Here is a 23775-nt window from a genome sequence, read left to right on the forward strand (position 1 = left end):
CGGTGGTGTATCTCTGCTTGACTCATGTTGTCTGTAATGATTTTATTTTAAGTTGTTCTTTCCTCGATATCTTTGCATGGTAATTCGATTCATTTGGCATATTTGGTTCTAATACTGATATAAATCCCCAAATGATGAAGATAGCTTTGTGGATTTCCCAGTTTAGAGTTAAAGAGCCAACGAGTAACACCGTCAAGGAGAAGAATAAAGACATTTTCAATGCTAAATCATTAAAATATGACAATTTCATAGTGATTATTTTTTTGAAGTGTAAGATCCATAAAATACTCCATAATCCGAATCCAATGATCCCAAGATCAGCCCAATTTGATAAAAATGTATTGTGAGTAAGAGTTTGTGTGGGCGAAACAAAAATAAAAGTGCCGACCCCGTTGCCGAACCACGGAGAGGCACTTCCTAAATTCCATGCTACTTCCCATATCAATGTCCGCCCTGAGCCTGTAGCATCTGCCGAGCTTTGACCTATTCGCATTAAAGCAGTTTCAGGCACGAACTGTCCAACTAGTAATATTAAACCTGCTATCGTTACAGTCAAAAACACTGTTTTCTTTACAGATTGTAGAGAAATAAAAGTGTAAGCGATCGCTATGATGGAAAGCGCCACAACAGCGCCTCTTGAAGATGTGGCGATAACGATAGGTATAGCTAGTATGATGTACAGAATACTTAATTTTGACTTCTTCTCGACAAAGAGAAAATAAGCGATTGGAATGCTAGAAGTAACAGTAATGCCAAAATCATTAGGGTCTATACCCATAGCGCTAAATCGGTTTTCAAATCCGTTAAAACCTGAACCCGTAAAAATATTAATGACAGCTGAAACGGACAACATCGCAATACCTAAGACATAAGAGGACATCAATCGTACAAGAGTCTCTCTTATTTTAATCACATCAAATATAAGAAAATATAAAGTAAATACCTGGAAGTACCCCATTATCGAAATTACAGATGCTGAGTAATTTGCAGACCATAAAATACTACAAGCACTCCAGCCGCAAAATAATAACAGACAAATCACTTTATTGTTGAATCTAATTTTTGTATTAATCAACGTTTCCATTAACCAAATAAACACCAGAAAGAAACCTAAATATTTCGTTCCTATCGGAGTATGTGAATCATTAGAATACCCCTCTAAAAGAGGATATAAAAATATATAAACCCCTAGAAAAAATATAGTAAATTTCTTTTCTCGTACCTTTTCTAACGTATTCACAAAATCCATCTCCTATGTTTTGTGGAGTTAATTACCAGTAAGCTGGAGGGCTTAAATATAAATTAACTACACAAACAATTGAAAAACTGATGTAAAACCTTATCATTCGAAAAGTGATCTAATTTTAAGTTTTCTTTCATCTTATCAACGATATGTGGATGAATTAAAAGATATTTGAGTCCCAAATAAATATTATTTATTTCCATTCCAGTAACAATTGCGTTATGATCCTCTATGACCTGCTCGGAAACGGCAGCGTATCTAGTTGTTAATACTGGTGTTCCGAGCATTAATGACTCTGACACTACCATAGGATAGCCTTCGTATGCAGACGTTAAAACAAAAATTTTACTTTCTTTTATATAAGGATATGGATTGTCTTTTTCGCCAACAAATTCAACTAAATCTGACACACCTAAAGATTCTGCAAGATGTTTATTCGACTCATAATCTGGTCCGTTACCAACGATTCTCCAATAAAAATTTGTTATTGAATCCTCCTTTAGCATTTTGCATATCCTCGGTATCAAATCGAAGCGCTTTGTTGAATCATCTATTCTTCCCACAGAAACAATACTAACCCCTTTCGGCTCGAAAGGAGTGTAACAAGTTGCCTTTGCTTTTAATTCATCTATTGAGAAAAAATTGTTAACAACACATACTTTATTTTTAAATTCTGGCACCAGTTCAATTAAATTTTGTCTGTTAGCAGCTGAGACACAAACAATATTATCAAACTTTTTGTAAGTATTTAATACGGTTTCTCGGTTAAATCCTGCTTTTAGTGGATCTGTGTGGATCCATGCAATCTTCTTTTTGGCGTCTACAAATTCATCAACATATTGGTTAGTTCCACGGTTAAAATATCCGCCTTGCACATCGTTAAAATAAGAAATTGCATAATCATATCCATCTAATCTTTCTTGCATCTTAAAAAGAAGTCTATAAAACTTTTCAGAGCCGATTATTCTGACAAGTAACATACAAAAAATTCTAAGTAATATATAAAGTATATTCATTTGATCTTTTACTACTGAAAAAGGTGTTGAAATTAATCTTAGTAACAATGATCCTCGATATACGTTAATGTTATCTGGTAATTCTTTGACAAGAATCCCGTCTCCAAATAAAAAGATATCAATATCGGGAATAGGATAATCTTTTTGTCCGCTCTCTTCTTTTAACTCTTTAATCGTGTTTATTAGTGCTTTTTGAATACCACCCATTTGTAAGTTTTGTGCTACAAATAATATTTTCATACTTTTTTCCCTTCATCACTTCACAATAACGTCTGTAATTTCTAACTTGCTTTAATCTAGTGTTCTAATCCTTTGTATATTCCAATTAACCTTCTTTCCATTTCATTCCAGCTAAAATCGTTCTTATATAAATTTTTCATTTTATTTGATATGTCCTGCCATTGGCTTCTTCTTCTTATTAGATTTTCTATCGCTGCTTTCAGACTTTCGGTATTAAAGTCAATTACTTCTCCAATATTATTATTTGCAACTACTTCCGACATGCCGGTATTCTTTACCATTATTACTGGCTTTCCAAGCATTAAGGCCTCATAAAATTTATTAGGAGCAGCATAATAATGATTACCGACTGCTGGATCGTAAATTGCAGTCATAATGTCACAACTTTTTTCTAGTTCTAATGTTTTTTGATAGGGCAGCTTTCCATAATATTTAATATTTTCATATTTTGATGCCATATATTGGAAATAATTTTCAAATTTTCCAAACCCACCTATGTGCAACTCACATTCATTATTGTCCTTAACAATATCCGCTAATTCTTTTATAAATCTCTTGTCTTGAAGTATTCCAACATACACAATTTTCACTTTATTTTCATTTACTTCTAATATGGATAATTTTTCATTTAACTCAGGAGGACTATTATGAATTATAATTAATTTTTTCGGTTTTGCCCCTTTTATCTGTTTTATCCTATGCTCTGTACAGATAATAGTGGCATCTGCATGATTAATTATTTTGTGTTGCCAATATACAATATACTTCTTTAGAAAACCAAATCTACCGTCTGTTTCAGTAAATAAATAATCAAAGATATCAAATACTAACTTTTTTCTAAGTAATTTAGAACAATGATATGCAGTGAAAGCAGTATCAAAATCACAAGCATGAATGATTTGGTATTGATTTTTATTCTTCATAAGCCACGTCAGCAGGCGCAGTTGAAATAAAATAAAGGGTTTTAAGCTGAGTAATCCTGCTCCATATGCAGCTGGGATACCAAATCTGTATATTTTTGCCCTTCCATGACTAAAATCTATAAAAGATTCTTTAATGTTATATTTCGAACTTCTATCCCATGCCAGTATGTTAACGTCATATCCTGCCTTTATAAGACTACTAGCCTCCTTCTCAACCCTTGAATCAGGGTCAACAGGGTTTGATCTTAAAAGTACAACACTAGTTTTCATATCACAGCGCCTCATTACCAACTAATTTATAAATTTCTTTCATCTTCTCTTTTACATTATTTAAACTAAAGTATTGTATTCTTTCGAAATTATATTCACCCATTGCTACTCGTGACTCTAATAATTTATCAATTGCTTTAGCAAATCCCTCATCATTAATTGGATGAATTAAAAACCCGCCTTTTCCTTCCTGAATGAGATCATTGTTTCCTCTAATGTTAGAACAAACAACTGGCAATTTTGAGGCCATGGCTTCCATCAAGGATACAGGTAAACCTTCCCTGAAAGAAGGAAAGGCAAAAATATCTGCTACCTTGCAAATTTCAGCTATATCTGTACGGTAGCCTAACAATTTTACTTGATCTTCTATTCCTAGTTCTTTAGATAAGTTCCTTAAACTATTTTCCAATTCTCCTCGTCCACATATGACATAATAAATATTCGGACGGTTTAGCTTTGCTATTCCTCTAATAACAGTTTGATGGTTTTTGTTCTTATTAAGTTCACCAACTGAAAGTATAACAACAGCATCCTCCGGCACTCCTATTTCTTTACGCTTTGCTGCTTTATCGACAACTAATTCATCAAATCTTCGAGTATCTAGCCCAACTCCAGGGACATATTCAATTCTTCGTGCATTGAAGGAATTCTTAGCTCTTTCATAATCCTCTTTATTAATGGTAATCAGTACATCAGTATATTTTGCCAAATTGCGCTCAATAAGATAGTATATTAACCAATTTTTAAGAGGAGCTCCTGTATAAAAATGAAATCCGTGGGCAGTGTATATGACTTTCACATTCTTCATTTTTCTACACGCAAGTCTTACACATGCTGAAGCAACAGGGGTATGGGTATGGACTGTATCATACCCGCCTTTTTTTATAATTGTTTTCAAGTTTTTGTAAGCTATATAGTTACTTTTTTTTAACGGTGAACGTTGAAATTCTATATTAAAGACTTGACAACCACGTTCAGTCAAACTACTGCTTATCTCACGATCGATATTACATGCAATATCCACATAATGACCTTGCTCTATTAGCAGTTTGATGTGCGGAATCATAAATGCATTTATGGTACTAGCTATCGTGGATACATATAAAATTTTCATTCAAAATTGTTCCTTCCTGACTAACTTAAAATCAAGTAATAAACCTACTTTTTAATAATGTTTAATAAAATCTAGTCCCCATTTCAAGTTATGGTATATAACTGTTAAATCTATTTTATTATTAATTCTTGTTCCATTACTTTCGAAAGATACTCAAGTATACTGTGTCTTAAATCTTCACGTTGTAATGCAAATTCAATAGTCGTTTTGATAAAACCCATTTTTTCACCAACATCATATCTAACGCCTTCAAAATCGTAAGCATAAACAGCTTCATGTTGATTCAGCTGCGCAATAGCATCAGTCAGTTGGATTTCTCCACCTGCTCCAGGCGATTGATGATCAAGAATCTCAAAAATTCTTGGGCTAAGAATGTAGCGACCCATGATAGCAAGATTAGACGGGGCGTCTTCTCTTTTCGGTTTCTCTACTAAACTATTTACGCTGTAAAAGCGATCATTTAATTGTTGGGCGTCAACTATTCCATAACGTGAAACCTCATCATCAGATACACGCTGTACCCCGATAACCGATGCTTTGTAACGTTGATATTGCTCAATCATTTGTCTTAAGCAAGGCTTTTCGGCTTGTACTATATCGTCTCCCAGAAGCACAGCGAATGGTTCGTTGCCTATAAACTTTCGTGCACACCAGACGGCGTGGCCCAATCCTCTGGCTTCCTTTTGGCGGATATAATGAATGTCTACCATTTTGGAGGATTTCTGCACTTCGTTCAGCAGCTCAAGCTTTCCTTTTTCCAGCAAGCTTTGTTCCAATTCAAAGGAATTGTCGAAGTGGTCTTCGATCGCTCTTTTGCCTTTACCGGTGACGATGATGATATCTTCAATTCCCGATTCGACTGCCTCTTCAACGATGTATTGGATAGTCGGTTTATCAACGATAGGCAGCATCTCTTTAGGCATGGCTTTGGTGGCAGGCAGAAACCTTGTTCCAAGTCCAGCTGCCGGGATAATGGCTTTGCGTACCTTCATTCCGTATTTTTCTCCTTTTATTCCGGTTTGTACTATCTTCATCATTGCACAATGCTCTTGTTACACTTGAACAAGCACTTTTTTAGATTCATGTTGGAACCCGGGCACCAGCTGCTTTACCATGTCGCGGATCATTTCATGTCCTTCGCCGACTACTTTTTCTAACCGTTTGATTTCAAGCTCTAATTCCTTGTGATTGATAAACATCGGCTTTCCGATGAATATCCGGTTATGCGAAGTATCCGTGATGCCTTCCTCGTCCATCAACAGCTCCTCAAACAGCTTCTCTCCCGGACGTATACCGGAGAATTCAATCTCAATATCTTCGCCTGGCTCGAAGCCAGAAAGCCGGATCAAATCCGTGGCGAGGTCGACAATCTTCACCGGACTTCCCATATCCAGGATGAATACCTCTCCTCCTTGGGCGAAGGATCCGGCTTGGATGACCAGCTGTACCGCCTCCGGAATGGTCATAAAATAACGGATCATGTCGGGATGAGTTACGGTGACGGGTCCGCCTGCGGCAATCTGCTGTTTGAATCTTGGAATTACGCTGCCTCTGCTTCCGAGCACGTTCCCGAAACGGACAGCTACGAATTTAGTGCTGCTAGTCTTGTCCAACGATTGGATAAACATCTCGGCGATCCTCTTGGTTACGCCCATGATGCTTGTCGGGTTAACCGCTTTATCCGTCGAGATGAGCACAAATCTTTCTACTTTATACTTATCTGAAGCGTCAGCTACATTCTTTGTGCCAAACACATTGTTCTTAATGGCTTCCGATGGATTCCTTTCCATTAACGGCACGTGCTTATGGGCTGCTGCATGAAATACAATCTGCGGTCTGAATGTATCAAACACATGGAAAATCCGGCTTCTGTCCTGGACATCAGCAATGATGGTCTCTAATCGCAGCTTCGGGAACTTGGCTCTTAACTCCATCTCAATCGTATAGATGCTGTTCTCACCATGCCCCAATAAAAGAAGCGTCCGCGGTTTAAACCCGCTGATCTGTCTGCAGAGCTCAGAACCGATAGATCCTCCGGCTCCAGTAACAAGGACAACCTTGTCTTCGACGAAATCGGCTACACCGTGCAGATCGATCTTGACAGGCTCTCTTCCCAGTAAATCTTCGACCTGGACATCTCTGATTTTATTGAGGAAAGCCTCTCCTTGTATCAATTCATCCAGTTTGGGGATCAGCTTCAGCTTGGCTTTGGTTTGCTTGCAAATTTCAATGATTTCCGATGTTTCTTTTCTGGTAAGTGAGGGGATAGCAATAATAATATGTTCAATGTCATTCTCTTCCGTTATTTGCACAATCCGGTCACGGCCGCCGAGTACTGTTATTCCGTTCACCTGCTGCCGGTGCTTCATAGGATTGTCGTCTATAAATCCAAAAGGATACATAGTTGCTGAAGCATTCTGTTTAAGCTCCTTGACAATGTTCGCCCCACAGGCGCCGGCGCCGATAATGAGAGCTTTGCTCATATTGGTATTCCTTGAATACCGATCCCGTACTATTCTCCATACGAACCGGGACCCGCCTTCCAGAAACAAGATCGTTTCAAAGGAATGCATATAAACTTGCAGCGGAATTCTCCACCCTGTGAGCACAAGGCCGATTACATAAGAGATGGAGCACCCTGCCAAGACCGCTTTGAAAATGGATACCATTTCACCAACGCTGGCGTACTGCCAGATGCGATTATACAGCTTGAAATAAAACATGCAGCAGGTACAAACAACGGTCGAGATAATGGAATAAATCAGCATCTGCTGCATATACAGGCCGGGTACGTGACCTTCGAACCGCAAGTAATAGGACGAAAGGATGCTTACCCATACGATCAGCATATCCATTCCAATCAGAATAGACAGCCGCTTGTGAATTAAAAAGTTCAATCCACGAATTCCGCCGGTTATTTCTGTGCTACTATGCTTTACATACATCCCCTGCTCAACATCCTTCTTTTTAATTTTTCTATTAAATGATTACTCGTTTGTCGAATAAAAATGTAAGCTATACCGTTTTGCCAAAAACGGCATAACTTGCACTTTTATGTGCAAACAGGGCATCAAACCCTTCCTCACTTCACACCCTTGACGATCTACGTCTAAGGCAGCTTGTGCCCACGGCATGAACGAGTGCCTACAGTGATAATGGTGCGGTAGACATTACCAAAAACCGATCTTGCAAATTGCTCTATTCTGCCGAGCTTGCTCCGTAATAATAGTAGTAAGGCGCTTCGCTCTTCCGGCGCTCTTTGTTGTTCAGGACGGCTCCAAGCACTTTGGCGTTGACATGTGCGAGACGATCCAGTGCTTTCCTCGCGGATTCCTTCTTCACTTTGCCGCTATTGAGAACGAGGATGACCCCGTCGGCTTTGGCGCTCAATACTTGAGCGTCGGTTACCGCCAAGGTAGGCGGAGAGTCCAGAAAGATCATATCGTAACTGTCCTTAAGCTCCTTCAGCAGCTGATCCATATGTCTGGACGCGAGCATTTCCGCCGGGTTGGGCGGTACGGGACCCGAGGTGATGATCGCCAGATTATCGATAGAGGTTTCTTGTATGCCCTGAGCTATCGGAAACTGATTCGCCAGCAGATTGGATAAGCCGGCCCGGTTCGATTTTTGAAAATAGTTGTGAAGGGTTGGCTTTCTCATGTCGGCATCGACGATTAAGACTTTCTTTCCCTCTTGGGCAAACACTGCGGCGAGGTTCACGATGGTGGTCGATTTGCCTTCCGACGGCTCGGGAGAGGTGATGACTATGCTTCGGATCGGTTCATCGATAGATGAAAACTGAATATTCGTTCTTAATGTCCGGTATGCTTCTGAAATAAAGGAGCGAGGATTCTCGCTGGTAATCAATCTGTAATCATTGGCTGATGCCCGCATACTGCGTTTCACCTACTTTGCTGTTCTGCTTGCTTGTTTTGGAATTCTTGAACTCTTCTTCTTTGATTTGGTGGATCGTGACCAGGACGGGCAGCTGCAGAGTCGCGTAGACATCAGCCTCGGTTTTGATCGTATCGTCGAGGTACTCCAGCAGGAAGGCCAGTCCGACTGCAGCCATCAATGAAACGACGAAGGAAATGGCGAGATTGAGCTGCTTATTGGGCTTGACCGGTGAAGGCTTATCCACCATTTGGGCTTCATTAAGGATCATTACGTTGTCGACTTTCATAATGGAAGGAATCTCGTTCTTGAACACTTCCGATATGGCGTTTACGGTCTTGACGGCTTTCTCATAAGAGTTGTCTTCTATAGTGAGGGTGATCACCTGCGTGTCGTTGACTGAGGAAATATTTACCTTCTTGATCAGCTGGTCCGTAGGTAACCCGAGCTCCGGATACTTGGCCGCCACTTTATCCATGATGGCCGGAGTCTTGATGATCTCCTTGTACGTATTGACCAGCATGATATTGGACCTTACGAAGTCGGAATTTAAATTTTCGATCTGCTTGTCGCTTGATTTGCTGACGATCAGCTTCGTATTGGCGGAGTACACCGGCTTCATATAATAAAAACTGATGATTCCTGTCGTGATACTTGCAACTAACACTATCGCCGTTATCATCCATATGCGCTTCTTGATAATGCCGAAGTATTCTTTCAACTCTAATTCCATACCGTTTTTCCACGTCTCCTCGAAAGTTATTGAGCAAGATACATTTTGTATCATCGCGCGCAGATTAGTTCCTAATTGGATCTCCTTTGCCGATTTTCGTTCTTGCATGAGAACATCAGCCCCATACTCAGATACGCAATGTATCAATTTCACATGAGTTCACTTTACGATACAAGTCGTATCATGTCAACGTAATTTTCATAGATTTATAAATTCTTTACCTTTGCCGTCCTGTTGGTCCGATGCAGTGCACCTGCCGTTCCGGCCGGAATCGTTGCTGGCAGTATAATCGTTCAACTTCAATTGTGACAGAATTTTATCCATGCTGATCACCGTCTTAATCGGCTTTGACGCTTCTCTGTTCATATTGACTCTCCTCGTCTGGCACAGGTTTTAAAATCTATAAGCGGGAGACAATGATATTGTGGGCCGAAAGATACATAGAATGTGTTTGCCGATCTCGGGCGAGGCAGTTCAGTGCTGAGATTTTTTTGGTCCACTTGGCATCTTCCCATAATCATTTTTTTTAGGTAAAATAAATAAGGCTGTGTTAAACAATAATTCGACAGAGTATAAGAATGAGATAAATTATGTATCATAATGTCGAAAGAAGTCACTATATTGTGGCCGTATACCAGCTTCGATGATGAATAGAACGGATAGCCGCATATTGTTTGTGACTGGGGGAATACAACAATGAAATACGGGGAGAGAATAGCTCAGCTTCGAGAAAAACATTCCCTTACGCAAGAAGATTTATCCAATAAACTGGGTATCACCCGGGCTTCTCTGTCCCACTACGAGAATAACAGAAGAGAGCCCGACTACAGAACGATTGAAAAAATAGCGAATCTGTTCAACGTTTCCGTCGACTACCTGATCGGAAGGACGAATGAACCCGACAGGGAACTGGACGAGGATGTGCGCGAGTTCGTTGACAGCCTTGAACTGTCGGACCGCGAGATTCTGAATAAGTTTGATTTGACCATTGACGGCAAGAAGCTGACTCCGGAGGAAGCTATGCGGTTCATTGCATTCATCCGCGCCGAGCGTTCCATCAGGGACAAGTAATTTACTTCCCTTAATTTACGATACGTAATGTATCGGTGTCAATGGTTTTACCGGATATTTACATTTAGGAGACTAAAAATTAACAAGGTATACTATACATAGCAGTCTGATAATGACAGCCAAAAGGAGCGCTTTACAGTAAGGGCCTCTTTTGGCTGTTCAATGAATATGTTAAGTTCTTGGGTTATGCCTTTGGGAAAAATGTATAGTTCATCCGTATCCGTGAGACAGCCTTAATCCCTTGATACAAAAATTGAGACAAAGTATGATTGATTCGGCGACCTGTTTCGACAAATTACTCTCTATTTATCTGATAAACTATGGGTAAATAAAAAATTGGAAGCGATGATATTGAATCTGTATCTGGGCACTTGGATTCGAAGGAGCGAGTAGTGCAACCGACCGTCTTCTAAGGGAGGATGGATTTATGTTAAGCAGAAGGAAATTGGACTTATGCACTATCGTCGCACAGTTGGGAATCGATCCGGAAAGCTTCAAGCAGTGGCAGGAAGGCGAGAACCGTTTATCCCCAACCGATTCGGCTCCACCGTCGTTTCAATTTCCTCTTGCCGCTGCGAAGCCTGTAGTAAATAATAAATTATCCGTCTAGAGGAGAGCTGCTGCGGCAGCTCTTTTCTTCCTTTTACAAATATTTTAAGTTCCTGGGTAAACCTTGGCGAAAGATGTAGAATTTACAGGCTGCCTTCACTGTACCGTGGGTTCGAGGATCGTGAGCGTGCCTTCATCTGCATCCATATGCACATTCGCGCCTATCGGAATCGCTGCCTTATAGCGGCCGTGGCCCGAAGCGAGACCGGTGATAAGCGGTTTGCCCATCGGTTCGAAGAAGGTACTGATCAGCTCCTCGTAATCCACCCCATAAGCTGGCACGCAGTTGGTGCATTCCCCCAGTACGATGCCTGCGCAGCCCTTGAACTTGCCGGCCAGCTTCAGATGGTTCAGATACCGGTACACCGTATTGATCGCCTCGTGGGTCTCTTCCAGCAGCAGGATTTTGCCCCGGGTATCGATCTCGTAAGGGGTCCCGAGCATTCCCACAAAAGAAGTTATATTCCCTCCCACGATACGCCCTGTTGCGCTGCCTCCTCCTCTTCCTGCCAATGGCATGCCCGGCGGATTTTCGATTGTACGGGTAGGCGAAACCACCGACACCGCCGAAAAAAACTGGTTGAAGCTGTAGTCCGGAGTCTCCGGTTTGAAGTCGATCAGCAGCAAGCTGTGAAAGGTGATCAGGTCGACTAATTCATAAAGGACGTTTAACAGAATCGTAATGTCGCTGTACCCCGTTATGATTTTAGGGTTTTTCCCTATCACCTTATAATCAAGGTAAGGCAGGATGCCGGCAACTCCTACGCCTCCACGCACGGGCAGAATCATTTTCACAGCGGGATTGCGGAACATGCTCATCAGGTCGGCTGCGCGCTCTTCGTCGGTGCCTGCGAGGAAGCCTGTCTCCAAGTAGACCGTTTTGCCCATAACGACTTTGAATCCCATATCCTGTAAAGTGCCCACCCTTTCATCAATGACCGAGCGGTCGAGCGGACTGCCTAACGTCACCAATCCAATCGTGTCTCCACTTCGTAAAGCCTTGGGCTTTATAGGCAAGGTACTCCCCCCTTAATAGCGGAATGCTCTTGTAGCTTTTATGCGCGGCGGGAGTGTTTTATGCTTTCTTTTGGCGGGGGTTTTTGCAATACAAGCGAATAAGTTTCTTCTGCCGGGGGACATTAGTTAGAGTCCAAAATATGACAGTATATGAATGGGGAGAATCTGGTGAGTGCCTTTGTATATTTAAAAAATGTGATCACAGACAAGCATATTGCGTCGATCATGCCTACTTCCGCGTCGGGCGTCCAAAAGGTATGCAGCAAAATCGACTTTTCCAAAGATAATCTTTTTGTCGAGTATGGTCCGGCTACGGGCGTATTTACAAGCTATATCCTGAAAAATATGACTCCTGGTTCCAAAATTATCGTGATCGAGCGGAATCCGAACTTTGTTTCTATACTGCGGGAGACGTTTTCCGATCACCGCTTGACGATTTACCATGACAGTGCCGAGAGAGTGGCCGAGCTTGTATCGCGAGTTACTGACGAGGGCGCCGATTATGTGCTTTCGGGGATCCCTTTCTCTTTCTTGGACACACCCACGCGACAAGATATCGTCCGTCAAACACACCGCATTCTCCGCGAGGGAGGAAAATTTTTGCCTTATCAGACCTTCTTCCAGCACAACCGCCATCTCCTCGATCATATGAGAGATACATTCGCCACGGCTAAAGATGAGTATTATCTCTGGAACGTGCCTCCTATGCGGATTTATGAAGCTGTGAAATAGCGATACGGAACCCGCCGGGGGCCTATGAACTGAAATCCAAAGACGAGCAAGAACAGGCGATCAAGTGCCTAACATATTATGGCACGCAAAACTGTGCCGCCTATGCGGATATATGAAGCTGTGAAGCAGCGGTGGGACACGCATAAAGGACACTCCTGTTGTGTCCCTGGCTTTGTGTATAAGGAAAATGATTTAAAGATTGCTGTTTACGTCCGCCGAAGATAGCTTGGTAATTTCTTTATGATCTGTCGTCTGTGGAAATTCCAAATTTTGATCCAAAAACCTCCTTCGTCATCTGTAAAAAACCGAATCCCAATGATTTTAAGCGGCGTCCAAGACTCTTTAAAGTATAAATACGGCACTTCTTTACCTCCTCTTTTTAGATACAATTTGTATCATTTTATATGTTTTATATTACCAAATAAAATGAAAATATGGATGTTGATTATTTGTTAATCTAATATAACAGCTCCTTAAATAGCAAAATCATTCTTCGGCCGAAAAATACATAATTTCCTTACAACGATAAAAGGGGCTTTTCCCGTAAGCAGCTGTCTGCTGTTGGGAAAAGCCCTTAATAGTTACGATAAGTTATACAAAGAAAGGTCAGTTGTGGATCGAAATCACTTGAACATCGCCGGACTGCACCCAGCCCACTCTTTTGCCAAACACTTCGGAAACGAACCGTAGAGGCACCATCCACTCCCCGTTATCGAGGGAGGCCGGAACTTCTAACGTTTGGGAAACCCCGCTTACCTTCACTTCCGATGCATCCGCCTTAAATTCGATCGTTTTTCCATCCAGAGAGAGGGCAACGGTTGACGTTCCATTCCAGTCCGCTTTCGCACCCAAAGCATCTGCCAGCGCTTTTGCCGAAATGAATGTTCTGCCTTTACGGGACGCCGGCTGGACATTGTTGAATTTTGAAAAATCGATCAACTCGCCGTTGGCAATGACTTTGATTCCTAGTTCCTTGCCGTCCTTGAACATGTCTGCAGCTTCCTTATAGTACTCGTCTACTGCGGGCAAGCTCTTCAATTGGTCGAGCACGTTCTGGCGTGTTTTCTTTTCGTGCTCATTACGTTTCTTCTTCGTCAGATCAAGGCCCGGCAGCACCTGCGTATGCTCGGCTTGCACCGCTTGCAGCGCTGCGGGATCTAATCCAAGGGCCTGCAGCATCGTTGGCGCAACCTGCGTCGTTTGCACGGCGTCGTTGTTAACACTTGCTTTTTCAAGTCCGTTGTAGGAAGCCAGCAGCGCCACATGCGTGTCGTCTGCGCTGAATCCGCCGTGTTCGGCGATTTTCTTGCCAGGTTTTGTGTAGATGACGCCATCCTGCGGCTGAACTACGATATCCGGAGTCCGGGAATCGGTGGCCGGATTATTGAAGGGCCATTCAGGACTTGCCGAGGTATAAATATCTTTGATGTTCGCCGCATCTTTATTTTTTTGGAGAGCTGAGACGACTTCGCCGGTTTTCGTCGAATCGGTCAGCCAGATCAAGGCGACATCGTCTGTCGTCAATTGGGCGATCATGCCGTCCGCAACGCCGGCTGTTATCTTCTTTTCATCGGTGATTTTCAGTTTTGCCGGATCGATCGGAGATTGACCGTGTTTGGCGGTAATCAGGATCAAAGTCGAGTCCAGCAGGTTTTGCTTTTTCAATTCGTTGCGGATTTTGCCGAGCGATTGATCGGTATGCTGCAGTGCTTCGGCCAATCCTTTGCTGAATGTTCCGTTGGCATCGGTATAGCCGTTGCCAGGCAGCTTCTCAGCGACGCTCACAGCTTGGAAATTCATTCCGAACAGGTTTGGCACAGGGGCGGAAGCTGTTCCGTCGTGCGTTTTGCCGTCGATTTCATTCATCACGGCGGCTACCTTCAAGTCGTCGTTTGCTTCCGTAGTGGCGATCCCTTTGGTGGCATCTCCGTTAGCTGCAATCTCAGGCGTATACAGATCGTCCACGCCTTTTCCCGAAGGACCGTTAACAAGGTCGTACGCGAGATGCTTGTCGCTCCATGCTGTGTAGAGTCCAGCCGCTTTGGCCGCTTCGAAAACGGTGTTCACTTTTAAGAAAGAGTGGGGATATACAGGCTGCTTCGTAGCCGGATCGCGAGGGAGGCTGTCCGAATCGATTCCGCCGCCGCCGTCAATCTTGTCGGCATTCTTGTCGATCGACTCGTCGTAAAGCACATTTGTGCCCGGCTTATCCCCTGCTTTCGCGGAAACGGGAGGAAGCAGCTTACGGTCATAGCTGTTGTCGTAAAACACACCTGTCGATTTGGGCGTTCCGCCGGTGACGAGAGCCAGAAGACCCGGGAACGAGTCCGAAGGCTTGGAAGATGTGGCATTCGTATAGGTAACGCCGTGCTGGCTCATTGCGGCCAATGCGGAGTCGGGATTGGCTTTGACGTAATTCGCCAGGTCGCTTGCATGCAGGCCGTCGACGCTGACCATCAGGACGCGCTTCACTCCCGATTTCTCGTCGTCTTCCTTGACTTTCATGCCCGTAATAGGGTCAAGGTAAAGTTTCGAATTCTCCGGTTCTTTTTTGAAATCGAACATGTTGTTCAGCGTTCCCGCTTGTTCGTCGAACGAGAAATCGCCGATGCGTCCCAGGTTCCAGTTATCTTCGATAAACCGCAGGATCGAGGTCTGGTCGGTCAGCGTATGGTCGACGAAGTTCTTCTTGGCGTAAGGTGAAATGACCAGCAGCGGAAGCCGCGGGCCAAAGCCGGCGCGATCCTGATAGCTGCCCAGATCCGGATTGCCCAGATAGGTAAGGACATCGTTCTCCGGATCGTTGGAATGGTTCACAATCGGAGCCGCTACGTGGTCATACCAGCCGTCGGAATCATCATAGGCGATGACGACCGCAGTATCTTTCCAGCTCGGAAGTGTTTGCAGGTGATTGATCGTTTCCACGATGAAATGCTGTTCATCCAGCGGATCCGAATAACCGGCATGTCCATCCTGATAGTTAGCCGCCTTCAGATAGCTGACGGCCGGCAAATTCCCCGCATCGGCTGCAGTCCAGAAATCCGCCAAATCATACTGGTGGTTGGCCTGGTCGGTGCGGCCGATCATGTCCGGGGAGCTTGGCGGCAGATGCTTCGGATTGGACGTCGACTGGTAATATTGGAAAGGTTGGTGATGGGCGTTATAGTCTTTCTGCGAAACGCCCGCCATGTTTTTGTGCGTACTGGTGTTGTCGCGGAAGCCGCCTTGGAACCAGCCCCATGTCAAGTTCTTCGCATTAAGCAAATCACCGACGTTTTTGCCGGTGACGGCGGCCTGCGCTCTTTTAGGGTCGGAAAAATTGTCATAATACGGATCCGGATCGCCAATTACGGTTCCATTGACGACGTTGTCCTCAATGTCGCCGAGTTTTTGTCCGTTTTTGTATCCGACGGCTCCATGCGTTTGGCCCGAAATCAGGTTCAGCGCACCCGGAGTGGAAGGACCGAACACGGTGTTGAACGAGTTGTCGCTCATCGCAAACTGCTGTGCGTAATTCCACATAGCCGTAACCGTATTGCCGTCGTAATAGTTCATTACGAGAGATTTATCTTTGGATTTACCGGAGGTGTACTCCATAAACTTGTCCATTTTGCCGCCGTTAAAAGCCTGCTGTTCCGCCTTGTATTCATGGTCCATATCGTCGGTCATGGCCTGCGACCGGTCCAGACGCTTCGGGTTGGCCTGGTTAGGGTTGTGCGTCAGCAAATCCTGCGACAATCCGTTCACGGACGGCGTACCCGGTGCTGCCTTGAACACGGGCTGTCCGGCTGGATTAGCCGCATTAGGGTATGTACCGAAGTAATGATCGAAGGATACGTTTTCCTGGAAAATCACAACGACATGCTTGATTGGCGTCGTTGTCGGAGCCGCTTGTTCCGCGTTCACCGTGCGAAGCCCGTTGAACAACGGTGCAACGATCAGAGAACCCGCAACAGCCGCCGCGGTGAAACCTTTCATCTTAAAACTCACCATTCCCATCCCTCTTTCTGGATTTTAATGTGAATCTTCTTTTATTCTAAAGGAAAGATCGTTACCATGCGATAAACGTGATATTAAGTATTTGTAAAGTATCAAACTTTTCCGCTGAGAGTTGTCCCGCTTTAAAGTGGGCAATATGGACAACCAGTGTTTTCGACGACCAAAAAAATCTTTCCACAAGCACGGGTGTCTTCTGATATGATCCATTTATCAAGGAACAAGTTGGGGGAAGGAAAAGGATGACGACTTTCTTAAAAATGATTGTATTGGTCTTATCGTTAGGAGTGGATACGTTTTTGATTTCAACATCCCTGGGCGTTTTACAAACGAAGGGAAAATTGAAAATTGCCATTGTATTTGCATTGGCAGAAGCTATTATGCCGCTTATCGGTTTATTTATTGGCAAAGGTCTTGGACAGATCATTGGCTCCTGGACTTCCATGGTTGGAGGAATACTGCTGATTGGCGTTGCTCTATGGGTATTATTTTTTGAAAATGAAGATCAACAAGAGGAGAAATTAGAAAGAAACCTTGTTGGATGGACACTTATTACAACTGCTGTAAGCATTTCTTTAGATGAACTGGCCGTTGGATTTTCCCTGGGGTTTGTAGGAGTCCCTACTGCTTTAACCATTTTCCTTATTGCCCTGCAAGCCTTTATATTCACTTTTTTGGGGCTTACCTTTGGATCGAAATTTAAATATTTGTTAGGTGAATGGTCTGAAAAAATGGCGGGGGTTGTGTTAGGTCTGCTTGGATTATGGATTATTTTCGAAGCAATACACAAATAGAGAGCTGCCGCGGCAGCTTCTACCCTTCATTTACTTAGCCGATGTTTAACCGCTGACTTCCTTTGGGTAATGTTTTATTTAAGGAGATTAAATATTTCAGGTCACACCCGTAACTCAAAGGGGCCCAGGGGGAAAACAAGATATGGAACGCAATCATACAATCATGCAATTTTTTGAATGGCATGTAGAAGCAGACGGCTCTCTTTGGAACAGCCTGGCGGAGCTCGCACCCGAACTTAAAAAAGCGGGGATGGATGCCGTGTGGATTCCGCCCGCCACCAAAGGCTTATCGGCAGAAGACACAGGATACGCTGTGTATGATCTCTATGATTTGGGGGAATTCGACCAAAAGGGTACTGTTCGCACCAAGTATGGGACCAAAGAGGAACTAATGAATGCCATCGCAGTCTGTCGTAAGCATGGAATTCCCGTATACGTGGATATAGTGATGAACCATAAAGGGGGAGCGGATGAAACGGAAGTTTTTCAAGTGGTTGAAGTGGATCGGGAGAATCGGTTGAAAGAAATTTCAGAGCCTTTTGAAATTGAAGGCTGGACGAAATTCACATTTCCAGGCCGGGGGGATCAATATTCTGCTTTTAAGTGGAATTTTGAACATTTTAACGGAACGGATTATGATGCGAGGCAGAATAGGACTGGAATCTTTCGCATACTGGGTGAAAATAAACACTGGAATGAGAACGTGGACGACGGATTCGGGAATTACGATTACTTAATGTTCGCGGATATCGACTACAATCATCCGAAAGTGCGGGAAGAGATGATTAAATGGGGGGAATGGCTGGTCGATACGCTACAATGCGGCGGCTTGCGGTTGGATGCAATTAAACATATCAACCATGATTTTATAAAAGAGTTTGTCAATGCTATTTATAGAAAGGTCGGAGACAGCTTTTATATTGTGGGTGAGTTTTGGAATTCCGAGCTTGCAGCTTGCCAGCATTTTCTGGACACGGTTGATTACAAAATCGATTTATTCGATGTTGCTCTTCATTACAAACTGCATGCCGCCTCGCAAGCCGGACGGGATTTTGACCTAAGGACGATTTTTGATGATACCTTGGTGAAATCGCATCCATTGAACGCGGTCACTTTCGTCGATAACCATGATTCACAGCCCCATCAATCTCTGGAGTCCTGGGTAGCGGATTGGTTCAAGCCAAGCGCCTATGCGCTGATCCTGCTTCGTCAAGAGGGTTACCCCGTTGTCTTTTACGGCGATTATTACGGCATTGGCGGACAAGAACCGATAGAGGGAAAAAAAGCGGCCATAGATTCCCTTCTTTATGCCCGTTACCATAAGGCTTACGGAAAACAAGAGGACTATTGGGATCATCCGAATACGATCGGTTGGGTTCGCCGCGGCGTGCAGGAAATAGAGCGTTCCGGCTGTGCCGTGGTCATTTCTAACGGCGATGAAGGGAACAAACGGATGTTTGTCGGAAAAGAACGAGCCGGAGAGGTATGGGTCGATTTAACGGGCACAAGGGGCGAACACATTTCCATTCAGGAGGACGGCTTCGCTGACTTTCCCGTAAACGGAGGAAGCGTATCCGTATGGGCGCTCCCCGAAAAAGATATGGAGTAATCCTTGTTGTTAAATACACCATATAGAATCAAATACCCTGCAAGCTTTTCATATTCGCTCATTGTAAATCCCCATCCGCGCAGAGTAGTCCACCACAAATTGGGAGAGTAATCTGGAACTTTCGCCTCACAATAGGTCAGCCTGATGCCGGATCCTTTGAACACTTTATTGAAAATGTACTGCCCTCTTCTCATATGGTAAGAGGACGATACGACAATCGCTGACCGGAAGTTATACTTCTCCATGGTGACTTCACTAAATACAGCATTTCCGTATGTACTCTGCGATTGAAGTTCCGGAATGATGGCTGTGTCGGGCACTCCGTAGCCCCTCAGCCATTCTATCTCCTTCTCGGCCATTTCAGTCGACGGCTTTCCTCTTGTTCCACCATTCGATACGATTATATAAGGCGCATAATGCTCCTTGTACAACCTGCTTGCTTGCAGCTCCCTTTCACCTGATCCGCCCCCGAGGACGATTATCACATCAGATTTTACCGGGGTCTCATTCACTACCAAGAACTTGCCGGCAAATAAAAATACGATCATCACAATGAAGCTTGCAATCAATAACCATCGTGTCCTTTTTAACACAGTGACAGTCTCCCCGTTAAAGCTTTTCCGTTTAATATAGCATATTGGTACTCTGCTTTACCTGTTTTTTAAAAAAAGGGTGTGTATATTGAGGAATATTGATCTGTCATCGTATTCATCATTTTCATACATTGTACTATCTCCATAGAGCGGGGGTGGTAAAATGCAAGTTAACTATTACTCGTTAGCTATAGGCTTATTAGGTGCCTCGAAATTGATACTGAACTCCTTCGGATTAGATATCATCACAGACAATGATATCAACGCAATCGCCAATGGAGCAGCGGCTGTAGCTACTGTTGTCGGGGTCTATATGAACCACAAAAAAGTATAGTCCCACACTGACCGCAGGCATGTTGCCTCTATCCAGCTATCCAGCTATCCAGCCGCGCAAAGAGATCAAACGCAAAACGCCTGCCACTGTTGGAGGAATCACCAGTGCAGGCGTTTTTGCGCAGATCATCAAGACAACTTGTACACTCTTGCTTCGTAAGGTCTCAGCGCTATCCGTCTCCAGTTCTCATCCGGATCTACCGCGTAGTTGGCAATAAGCAGCTCCTGACGGGAGAAGCGGATGTCCTGCGGGAGTACGAACTCAGCGGGCTGCTCAAAGAAATTGAGCACTACCAGCAGCTGCTCGTCCTCCAGCGTACGCAGGTACGCATAGATTTGCTCATCTTCCGCCATAAGCAGGCGATAATCGCCGTAAACGATAATGTCGTGCCTTTTGCGCAGCTCGATCAATGCGCGGTAATAATGGAAAATGGAATCCGGATCGTTCACCGCTTCCTCCACATTGATCTCCTTGAAGTTCGGATTGACCGCAAGCCAAGGAGTGCCTGTCGTGAAGCCGGCATTGGCACTGGCATTCCACTGCATCGGCGTCCTCGCGTTATCTCTGCCTTTGACGTAAATCGAATTCATGATTTGCTTTAAGTCCGCGTTTTCCGCAGCCGCTCTCTCCCGGTACATGTTGAGCGTCTCGATATCCCGGTATTCGTCGATCGTCTCGAATTTTACGTTGGCCATCCCGATTTCTTCCCCTTGGTAAATATAAGGGGTTCCCTGAAGGGTATGAAGGAGTGTGGCCAGCATTTTGGCCGATTCCTTGCGGTGTGTTGTGTCATTGCCAAAGCGCGATACCATCCGCGGCTGGTCGTGGTTGTTGAGATAAAGGCTGTTCCAGCCCTTGCCGTGCAGCTCGGTCTGCCATTTGCTCATGATCCGCTTGAAATCAAGCAGCTTCCATGGAGTGACGTCCCATTTGCCTCCGGGACCGGAATCCACATCCATCAGCTCGAACTGGAAGACCATATTCAGCTCGCCGCGGTCATTCCCGACATAGAGGGCCGCTTCTTCCGGAGTCACGCCCGGTGCCTCTCCTACGGTCATGATGTCGTACTTCGACAGAACCTCGCGATTCATCTCCTGCATAAATTCATGCACCCGCGGCCCGTTCATGAAATACTCGCCGCCAAAATGATATCCCCCGTCCACCGGTTGAACATCCGGCAGCTCCTTCACTTTCGAGATCAAATTGATCACGTCCATGCGGAAGCCGTCGATGCCTTTTTCCAGCCACCAGGTCATCATGTCGTACACTTCCCGGCGAAGCTTCGGATTTTCCCAGTTCAGGTCGGGCTGCTTTTTCGAAAAGAGGTGGAGGAAATACTCGTCTGTCTTGTCGTCATACTGCCACGCAGGGCCGCTGAAGAACGAGCCCCAATTGTTCGGCTCTTTGCCATCTGTGCCCGGACGCCAGATGTAATAATCCCGATAAGGGTTATCCTTGGACTTCCGCGATTCGATAAACCATGCATGCTCATCCGAGCTGTGGTTTACGACCAGGTCCATGATCAGCTTCATGCCGCGGTTGTGCAGCCCCTTCAGCAGTTCCTCCCAGTCGGCGAGAGTGCCGAAATCGTCCATGATGCCTTGATAATCGCTGATGTCATACCCGTTATCGTCATTAGGCGATTGATAAACGGGAGAAAGCCAGATGACATCCGTTCCCAGCTGCTTCAAGTAGTCCAGCTTGGAGATAATCCCGCGCAGGTCCCCGATGCCGTCGCAGTTGCTGTCCATGAAGCTGCGGGGATAAATCTGATATACGACGCTTTCTTTCCACCATTTTTTGTCCATAGCTCATGCTGCCTCCTTCTGGCCCGGATATCCGGATTATTTGACCGCCCCTTGAGTCAGGCCTTTGATGATCCATTGCTGCGCGAACAGATAGATAAAAACCATCGGCAGCAGCGCCAACAGGTAAGATGCGAATGCGGTGTTGTAGTCGGTGCTGAACTGCCCTTGGAATACATACTGCACGAGAGGAAGCGTAAACGACTCCTGATCGTTCAGAATGATGAGCGGCAGCATAAAGTCGTTCCATGCCCACAGGCAGGTGAGAATTCCTACCGTAGCGTTCATAGGAGCGAGCAGCGGGAAAATGATTCTCCAGAACGTTCCTAATATGGTCGCCCCGTCCACGACTGCCGCCTCTTCGAGTTCTTTAGGAATCGACTTCAGGAAGCCCACGTAAACAAAGATGTTGAAAGAGAGTCCGTAAACGATGTAAAGAAAAATCAGGCCATAGGTGTTATTCAGGTGCAGCGCTGTAGTTTCTTTTACGATAGGGAGCATGATGATCGGAAACGGAATGAACATGGCGCTGATAAAGTAATAGTACAACCCTTTGAAAAACTTCTGGTCCAGATTCCGCGAAATGGCATAAGCCACCATCGAGTTGGACAGCAGGGTCAGAATCACGGTGCTTACCGTAATAACGGCGCTGTTGGAGAAGGCATGCCAGAAGTTCGTCAATTCGATGGCCTTGGAGAAGTTCTCAAAATGCAGCCCGGTGGGCAGAGCAAATATCGACTGGGCCATCTCCTCCGGATTCTTCAGGGCAATGGCTACCGTCAAGTACAGCGGCAAAATTATAAGCAGGGAGCCAAGAGCGATAAGGACGGTGGACACCCAATTTGTTTTTTTATCCATTACAGGCTCAACTCCCTTTTCTGCAGGAATTTGATCTGGAGGACAGAGATGACGACAATGACGATAAAATAGATCACCGAGTTCGCGGATTGATAAGCGAATTCTCCGCCCTGGAAGCCGCCTGTGTAGATGAGCAGGGAAATCGACTCCGTCGCACGTCCGGGGCCGCCTCCGGTCATCGCCATGATAAGGTCAAAGACCATCAAGGAGCCTTTCATTGCCAGTACCATATTTATCGTAAAGGAAGGGGCGAGGAGCGGAAACGTAATGCTCCAGAATTCCCTCCACTTGCTTGCTCCGTCCAGGTTGGAAGCTTCGTACATATCTGCTGGAATCGTCTGCAGACCCGCGAGGTACAAGATGGTATTATAAGCGATGGACTGCCATACGCCGACCAGGACGATTCCGAGCCAGGCCCATTTTTCATTCCCCAAAATGTTGGTGGACAGCAGGTCGCTCCCCCACTTCGTCCCGAGCATTGGGACCACGTTGGAAAACAGGTAGTTAAAGATAAAACCGACAATCAGCACGCTAAGGATGTTGGGGAGAAAGTAGACGCCCCTGAAAAAGTTCTTTCCTTTGATCTTGGCGTTCAGGCCGAGTGCGATGAGCAAGCTCAGCACGTTAACGAGAATTGTAGAGACGATTGCATATTTAAACGTAAAAACATAGGAATTCAGGACGTTATCGTCTTTGAAAATATTGATGTAATTTTTGAGCCCGACGAAATCATAGCTTTTGCCCAAGCCGTCCCAGTTCGTAAAAGAATAAAAGATCCCCTGAAGTGTCGGCAAAGTATGAAATGCGAAGAACAAAAGCAAAGCCGGAAGTGTCATCAAGTAATAAACGGACCGGCGCTTAGACATTCAGCCATCCTCCTTTTGTAGCAGGGCGCCCCGAGATCGAACCGACGTTTCACCGAAA

General features: G+C 44.7%; 21 protein-coding genes and 1 riboswitch. Of the genes, 6 read left to right on the plus strand and 15 right to left on the minus strand.

The window, feature by feature from the left end; all coding sequences use genetic code 11:
• Positions 1-22: 22 nt before the first annotated feature.
• The 9 genes from ACZ5N7_RS11695 to ACZ5N7_RS11735 form a co-directional block, all read right to left on the minus strand.
• Complete coding sequence (locus tag ACZ5N7_RS11695; RefSeq protein WP_464654346.1) at positions 23-1240, minus strand: O-antigen ligase family protein; 1218 nt, start codon at positions 1238-1240, stop codon at positions 23-25.
• 62 nt (positions 1241-1302) lie between these two features.
• Positions 1303-2499 (minus strand): glycosyltransferase, encoded by a 1197-nt coding sequence (locus tag ACZ5N7_RS11700; protein WP_464654347.1) that lies wholly within the window; start codon positions 2497-2499, stop codon positions 1303-1305.
• A gap of 56 nt (positions 2500-2555) precedes the next feature.
• On the minus strand, positions 2556-3692 hold the full coding sequence (locus ACZ5N7_RS11705) for a glycosyltransferase family 4 protein (protein WP_464654348.1): 1137 nt from the start codon (positions 3690-3692) through the stop codon (positions 2556-2558).
• Position 3693: 1 nt separating this feature from the next.
• Complete coding sequence (locus tag ACZ5N7_RS11710; RefSeq protein WP_464654349.1) at positions 3694-4806, minus strand: glycosyltransferase family 4 protein; 1113 nt, start codon at positions 4804-4806, stop codon at positions 3694-3696.
• Between the two features lie 110 nt (positions 4807-4916).
• Positions 4917-5798 carry a UTP--glucose-1-phosphate uridylyltransferase GalU gene (galU, locus tag ACZ5N7_RS11715; RefSeq protein WP_464659246.1) on the minus strand — a complete coding sequence of 294 codons (882 nt, stop codon included), beginning with the start codon at positions 5796-5798 and terminating at the stop codon, positions 4917-4919.
• Between the two features lie 60 nt (positions 5799-5858).
• Entirely contained in the window at positions 5859-7661 is a 1803-nt protein-coding gene (locus ACZ5N7_RS11720; protein ID WP_464659247.1) for a polysaccharide biosynthesis protein, read from the minus strand.
• A 343-nt stretch (positions 7662-8004) separates the two neighbouring features.
• Positions 8005-8700: a CpsD/CapB family tyrosine-protein kinase gene (locus ACZ5N7_RS11725; RefSeq protein ID WP_464654350.1), complete on the minus strand. Its 696-nt coding sequence runs from the start codon at positions 8698-8700 to the stop codon at positions 8005-8007.
• Complete coding sequence (locus tag ACZ5N7_RS11730; RefSeq protein WP_464654351.1) at positions 8681-9433, minus strand: YveK family protein; 753 nt, start codon at positions 9431-9433, stop codon at positions 8681-8683. The genes ACZ5N7_RS11725 and ACZ5N7_RS11730 overlap by 20 nt, the downstream gene beginning before the upstream one ends.
• Positions 9434-9631: 198 nt before the next feature.
• Positions 9632-9799 (minus strand): hypothetical protein, encoded by a 168-nt coding sequence (locus ACZ5N7_RS11735; protein ID WP_464654352.1) that lies wholly within the window; start codon positions 9797-9799, stop codon positions 9632-9634.
• Positions 9800-10129: 330 nt separating this feature from the next.
• Between ACZ5N7_RS11735 and ACZ5N7_RS11740 the strand changes: the two genes are divergently transcribed.
• Both ACZ5N7_RS11740 and ACZ5N7_RS11745 read left to right on the plus strand, forming a co-directional pair.
• The gene (locus ACZ5N7_RS11740) at positions 10130-10504 is read left to right on the plus strand and encodes a helix-turn-helix domain-containing protein (RefSeq protein WP_464654353.1); all 375 of its coding nucleotides are present in this window, start codon (positions 10130-10132) and stop codon (positions 10502-10504) included.
• A 329-nt stretch (positions 10505-10833) separates the two neighbouring features.
• A riboswitch (cyclic di-GMP riboswitch) is annotated at positions 10834-10917 on the plus strand.
• 14 nt (positions 10918-10931) lie between these two features.
• On the plus strand, positions 10932-11114 hold the full coding sequence (locus ACZ5N7_RS11745; RefSeq protein ID WP_464654354.1) for a hypothetical protein: 183 nt from the start codon (positions 10932-10934) through the stop codon (positions 11112-11114).
• A 95-nt stretch (positions 11115-11209) separates the two neighbouring features.
• Here ACZ5N7_RS11745 and ACZ5N7_RS11750 read toward each other — a convergent pair whose 3' ends face one another.
• Complete coding sequence (locus ACZ5N7_RS11750) at positions 11210-12130, minus strand: S66 peptidase family protein (RefSeq protein ID WP_464654355.1); 921 nt, start codon at positions 12128-12130, stop codon at positions 11210-11212.
• A gap of 168 nt (positions 12131-12298) precedes the next feature.
• Here ACZ5N7_RS11750 and ACZ5N7_RS11755 point away from each other — a divergent pair, with 168 nt between their 5' ends.
• On the plus strand, positions 12299-12862 hold the full coding sequence (locus ACZ5N7_RS11755) for a class I SAM-dependent methyltransferase (protein WP_464654356.1): 564 nt from the start codon (positions 12299-12301) through the stop codon (positions 12860-12862).
• A 606-nt stretch (positions 12863-13468) separates the two neighbouring features.
• Here the strand turns inward: ACZ5N7_RS11755 and ACZ5N7_RS11760 are convergent.
• Positions 13469-16855, minus strand: a complete 3387-nt coding sequence (locus ACZ5N7_RS11760) for an alkaline phosphatase family protein (protein WP_464654357.1) — start codon at positions 16853-16855, stop codon at positions 13469-13471.
• A gap of 245 nt (positions 16856-17100) precedes the next feature.
• Between ACZ5N7_RS11760 and ACZ5N7_RS11765 the strand changes: the two genes are divergently transcribed.
• Complete coding sequence (locus ACZ5N7_RS11765; RefSeq protein WP_464654358.1) at positions 17101-17652, plus strand: manganese efflux pump MntP; 552 nt, start codon at positions 17101-17103, stop codon at positions 17650-17652.
• A 142-nt stretch (positions 17653-17794) separates the two neighbouring features.
• Positions 17795-19261: an alpha-amylase gene (locus tag ACZ5N7_RS11770; protein WP_464654359.1), complete on the plus strand. Its 1467-nt coding sequence runs from the start codon at positions 17795-17797 to the stop codon at positions 19259-19261.
• Here the strand turns inward: ACZ5N7_RS11770 and ACZ5N7_RS11775 are convergent.
• On the minus strand, positions 19180-19854 hold the full coding sequence (locus ACZ5N7_RS11775; RefSeq protein WP_464654360.1) for a YdcF family protein: 675 nt from the start codon (positions 19852-19854) through the stop codon (positions 19180-19182). The genes ACZ5N7_RS11770 and ACZ5N7_RS11775 overlap by 82 nt on opposite strands.
• 163 nt (positions 19855-20017) lie before the next feature.
• On the opposite strand from ACZ5N7_RS11775, the gene ACZ5N7_RS11780 reads away from it, so the two are divergent.
• Positions 20018-20188, plus strand: a complete 171-nt coding sequence (locus ACZ5N7_RS11780; protein ID WP_464654361.1) for a hypothetical protein — start codon at positions 20018-20020, stop codon at positions 20186-20188.
• Positions 20189-20316: 128 nt separating this feature from the next.
• Here ACZ5N7_RS11780 and ACZ5N7_RS11785 read toward each other — a convergent pair whose 3' ends face one another.
• Genes ACZ5N7_RS11785 through ACZ5N7_RS11795 form a run of 3 tightly spaced genes read right to left on the minus strand, consistent with a single transcriptional unit; the run spans position 20317 to position 23717 of the window.
• The gene (locus ACZ5N7_RS11785; protein WP_464654362.1) at positions 20317-21996 is read right to left on the minus strand and encodes a glycoside hydrolase family 13 protein; all 1680 of its coding nucleotides are present in this window, start codon (positions 21994-21996) and stop codon (positions 20317-20319) included.
• A 36-nt stretch (positions 21997-22032) separates the two neighbouring features.
• Entirely contained in the window at positions 22033-22851 is an 819-nt protein-coding gene (locus tag ACZ5N7_RS11790; protein ID WP_464654363.1) for a carbohydrate ABC transporter permease, read from the minus strand.
• A complete protein-coding gene (locus tag ACZ5N7_RS11795) occupies positions 22851-23717 on the minus strand; it encodes a carbohydrate ABC transporter permease (RefSeq protein WP_464654364.1) in 867 nt (288 codons plus the stop codon). The genes ACZ5N7_RS11790 and ACZ5N7_RS11795 overlap by 1 nt, the downstream gene beginning before the upstream one ends.
• Positions 23718-23775 lie beyond the last annotated feature (58 nt).

It is taken from the genome of Paenibacillus sp. JCM 18996 (genome assembly GCF_055392555.1).

Coding starts and splice junctions, on each gene's coding strand:
- ACZ5N7_RS11725 (WP_464654350.1), bottom strand. CDS start 8,700: ATGCGGGCATCAGCCAATGATTACAGATTGATTACCAGCGAGAATCCT.
- ACZ5N7_RS11730 (WP_464654351.1), bottom strand. CDS start 9,433: ATGGAATTAGAGTTGAAAGAATACTTCGGCATTATCAAGAAGCGCATA.
- ACZ5N7_RS11785 (WP_464654362.1), bottom strand. CDS start 21,996: ATGGACAAAAAATGGTGGAAAGAAAGCGTCGTATATCAGATTTATCCC.
- ACZ5N7_RS11745 (WP_464654354.1), top strand. CDS start 10,932: ATGTTAAGCAGAAGGAAATTGGACTTATGCACTATCGTCGCACAGTTG.
- ACZ5N7_RS11735 (WP_464654352.1), bottom strand. CDS start 9,799: ATGAACAGAGAAGCGTCAAAGCCGATTAAGACGGTGATCAGCATGGAT.
- ACZ5N7_RS11790 (WP_464654363.1), bottom strand. CDS start 22,851: ATGGATAAAAAAACAAATTGGGTGTCCACCGTCCTTATCGCTCTTGGC.
- ACZ5N7_RS11710 (WP_464654349.1), bottom strand. CDS start 4,806: ATGAAAATTTTATATGTATCCACGATAGCTAGTACCATAAATGCATTT.
- ACZ5N7_RS11720 (WP_464659247.1), bottom strand. CDS start 7,661: ATGGATATGCTGATCGTATGGGTAAGCATCCTTTCGTCCTATTACTTG.
- ACZ5N7_RS11760 (WP_464654357.1), bottom strand. CDS start 16,855: ATGGTGAGTTTTAAGATGAAAGGTTTCACCGCGGCGGCTGTTGCGGGT.
- ACZ5N7_RS11700 (WP_464654347.1), bottom strand. CDS start 2,499: ATGAAAATATTATTTGTAGCACAAAACTTACAAATGGGTGGTATTCAA.
- ACZ5N7_RS11740 (WP_464654353.1), top strand. CDS start 10,130: ATGAAATACGGGGAGAGAATAGCTCAGCTTCGAGAAAAACATTCCCTT.
- galU (WP_464659246.1), bottom strand. CDS start 5,798: ATGAAGGTACGCAAAGCCATTATCCCGGCAGCTGGACTTGGAACAAGG.
- ACZ5N7_RS11770 (WP_464654359.1), top strand. CDS start 17,795: ATGGAACGCAATCATACAATCATGCAATTTTTTGAATGGCATGTAGAA.
- ACZ5N7_RS11765 (WP_464654358.1), top strand. CDS start 17,101: ATGACGACTTTCTTAAAAATGATTGTATTGGTCTTATCGTTAGGAGTG.
- ACZ5N7_RS11795 (WP_464654364.1), bottom strand. CDS start 23,717: ATGTCTAAGCGCCGGTCCGTTTATTACTTGATGACACTTCCGGCTTTG.
- ACZ5N7_RS11780 (WP_464654361.1), top strand. CDS start 20,018: ATGCAAGTTAACTATTACTCGTTAGCTATAGGCTTATTAGGTGCCTCG.
- ACZ5N7_RS11705 (WP_464654348.1), bottom strand. CDS start 3,692: ATGAAAACTAGTGTTGTACTTTTAAGATCAAACCCTGTTGACCCTGAT.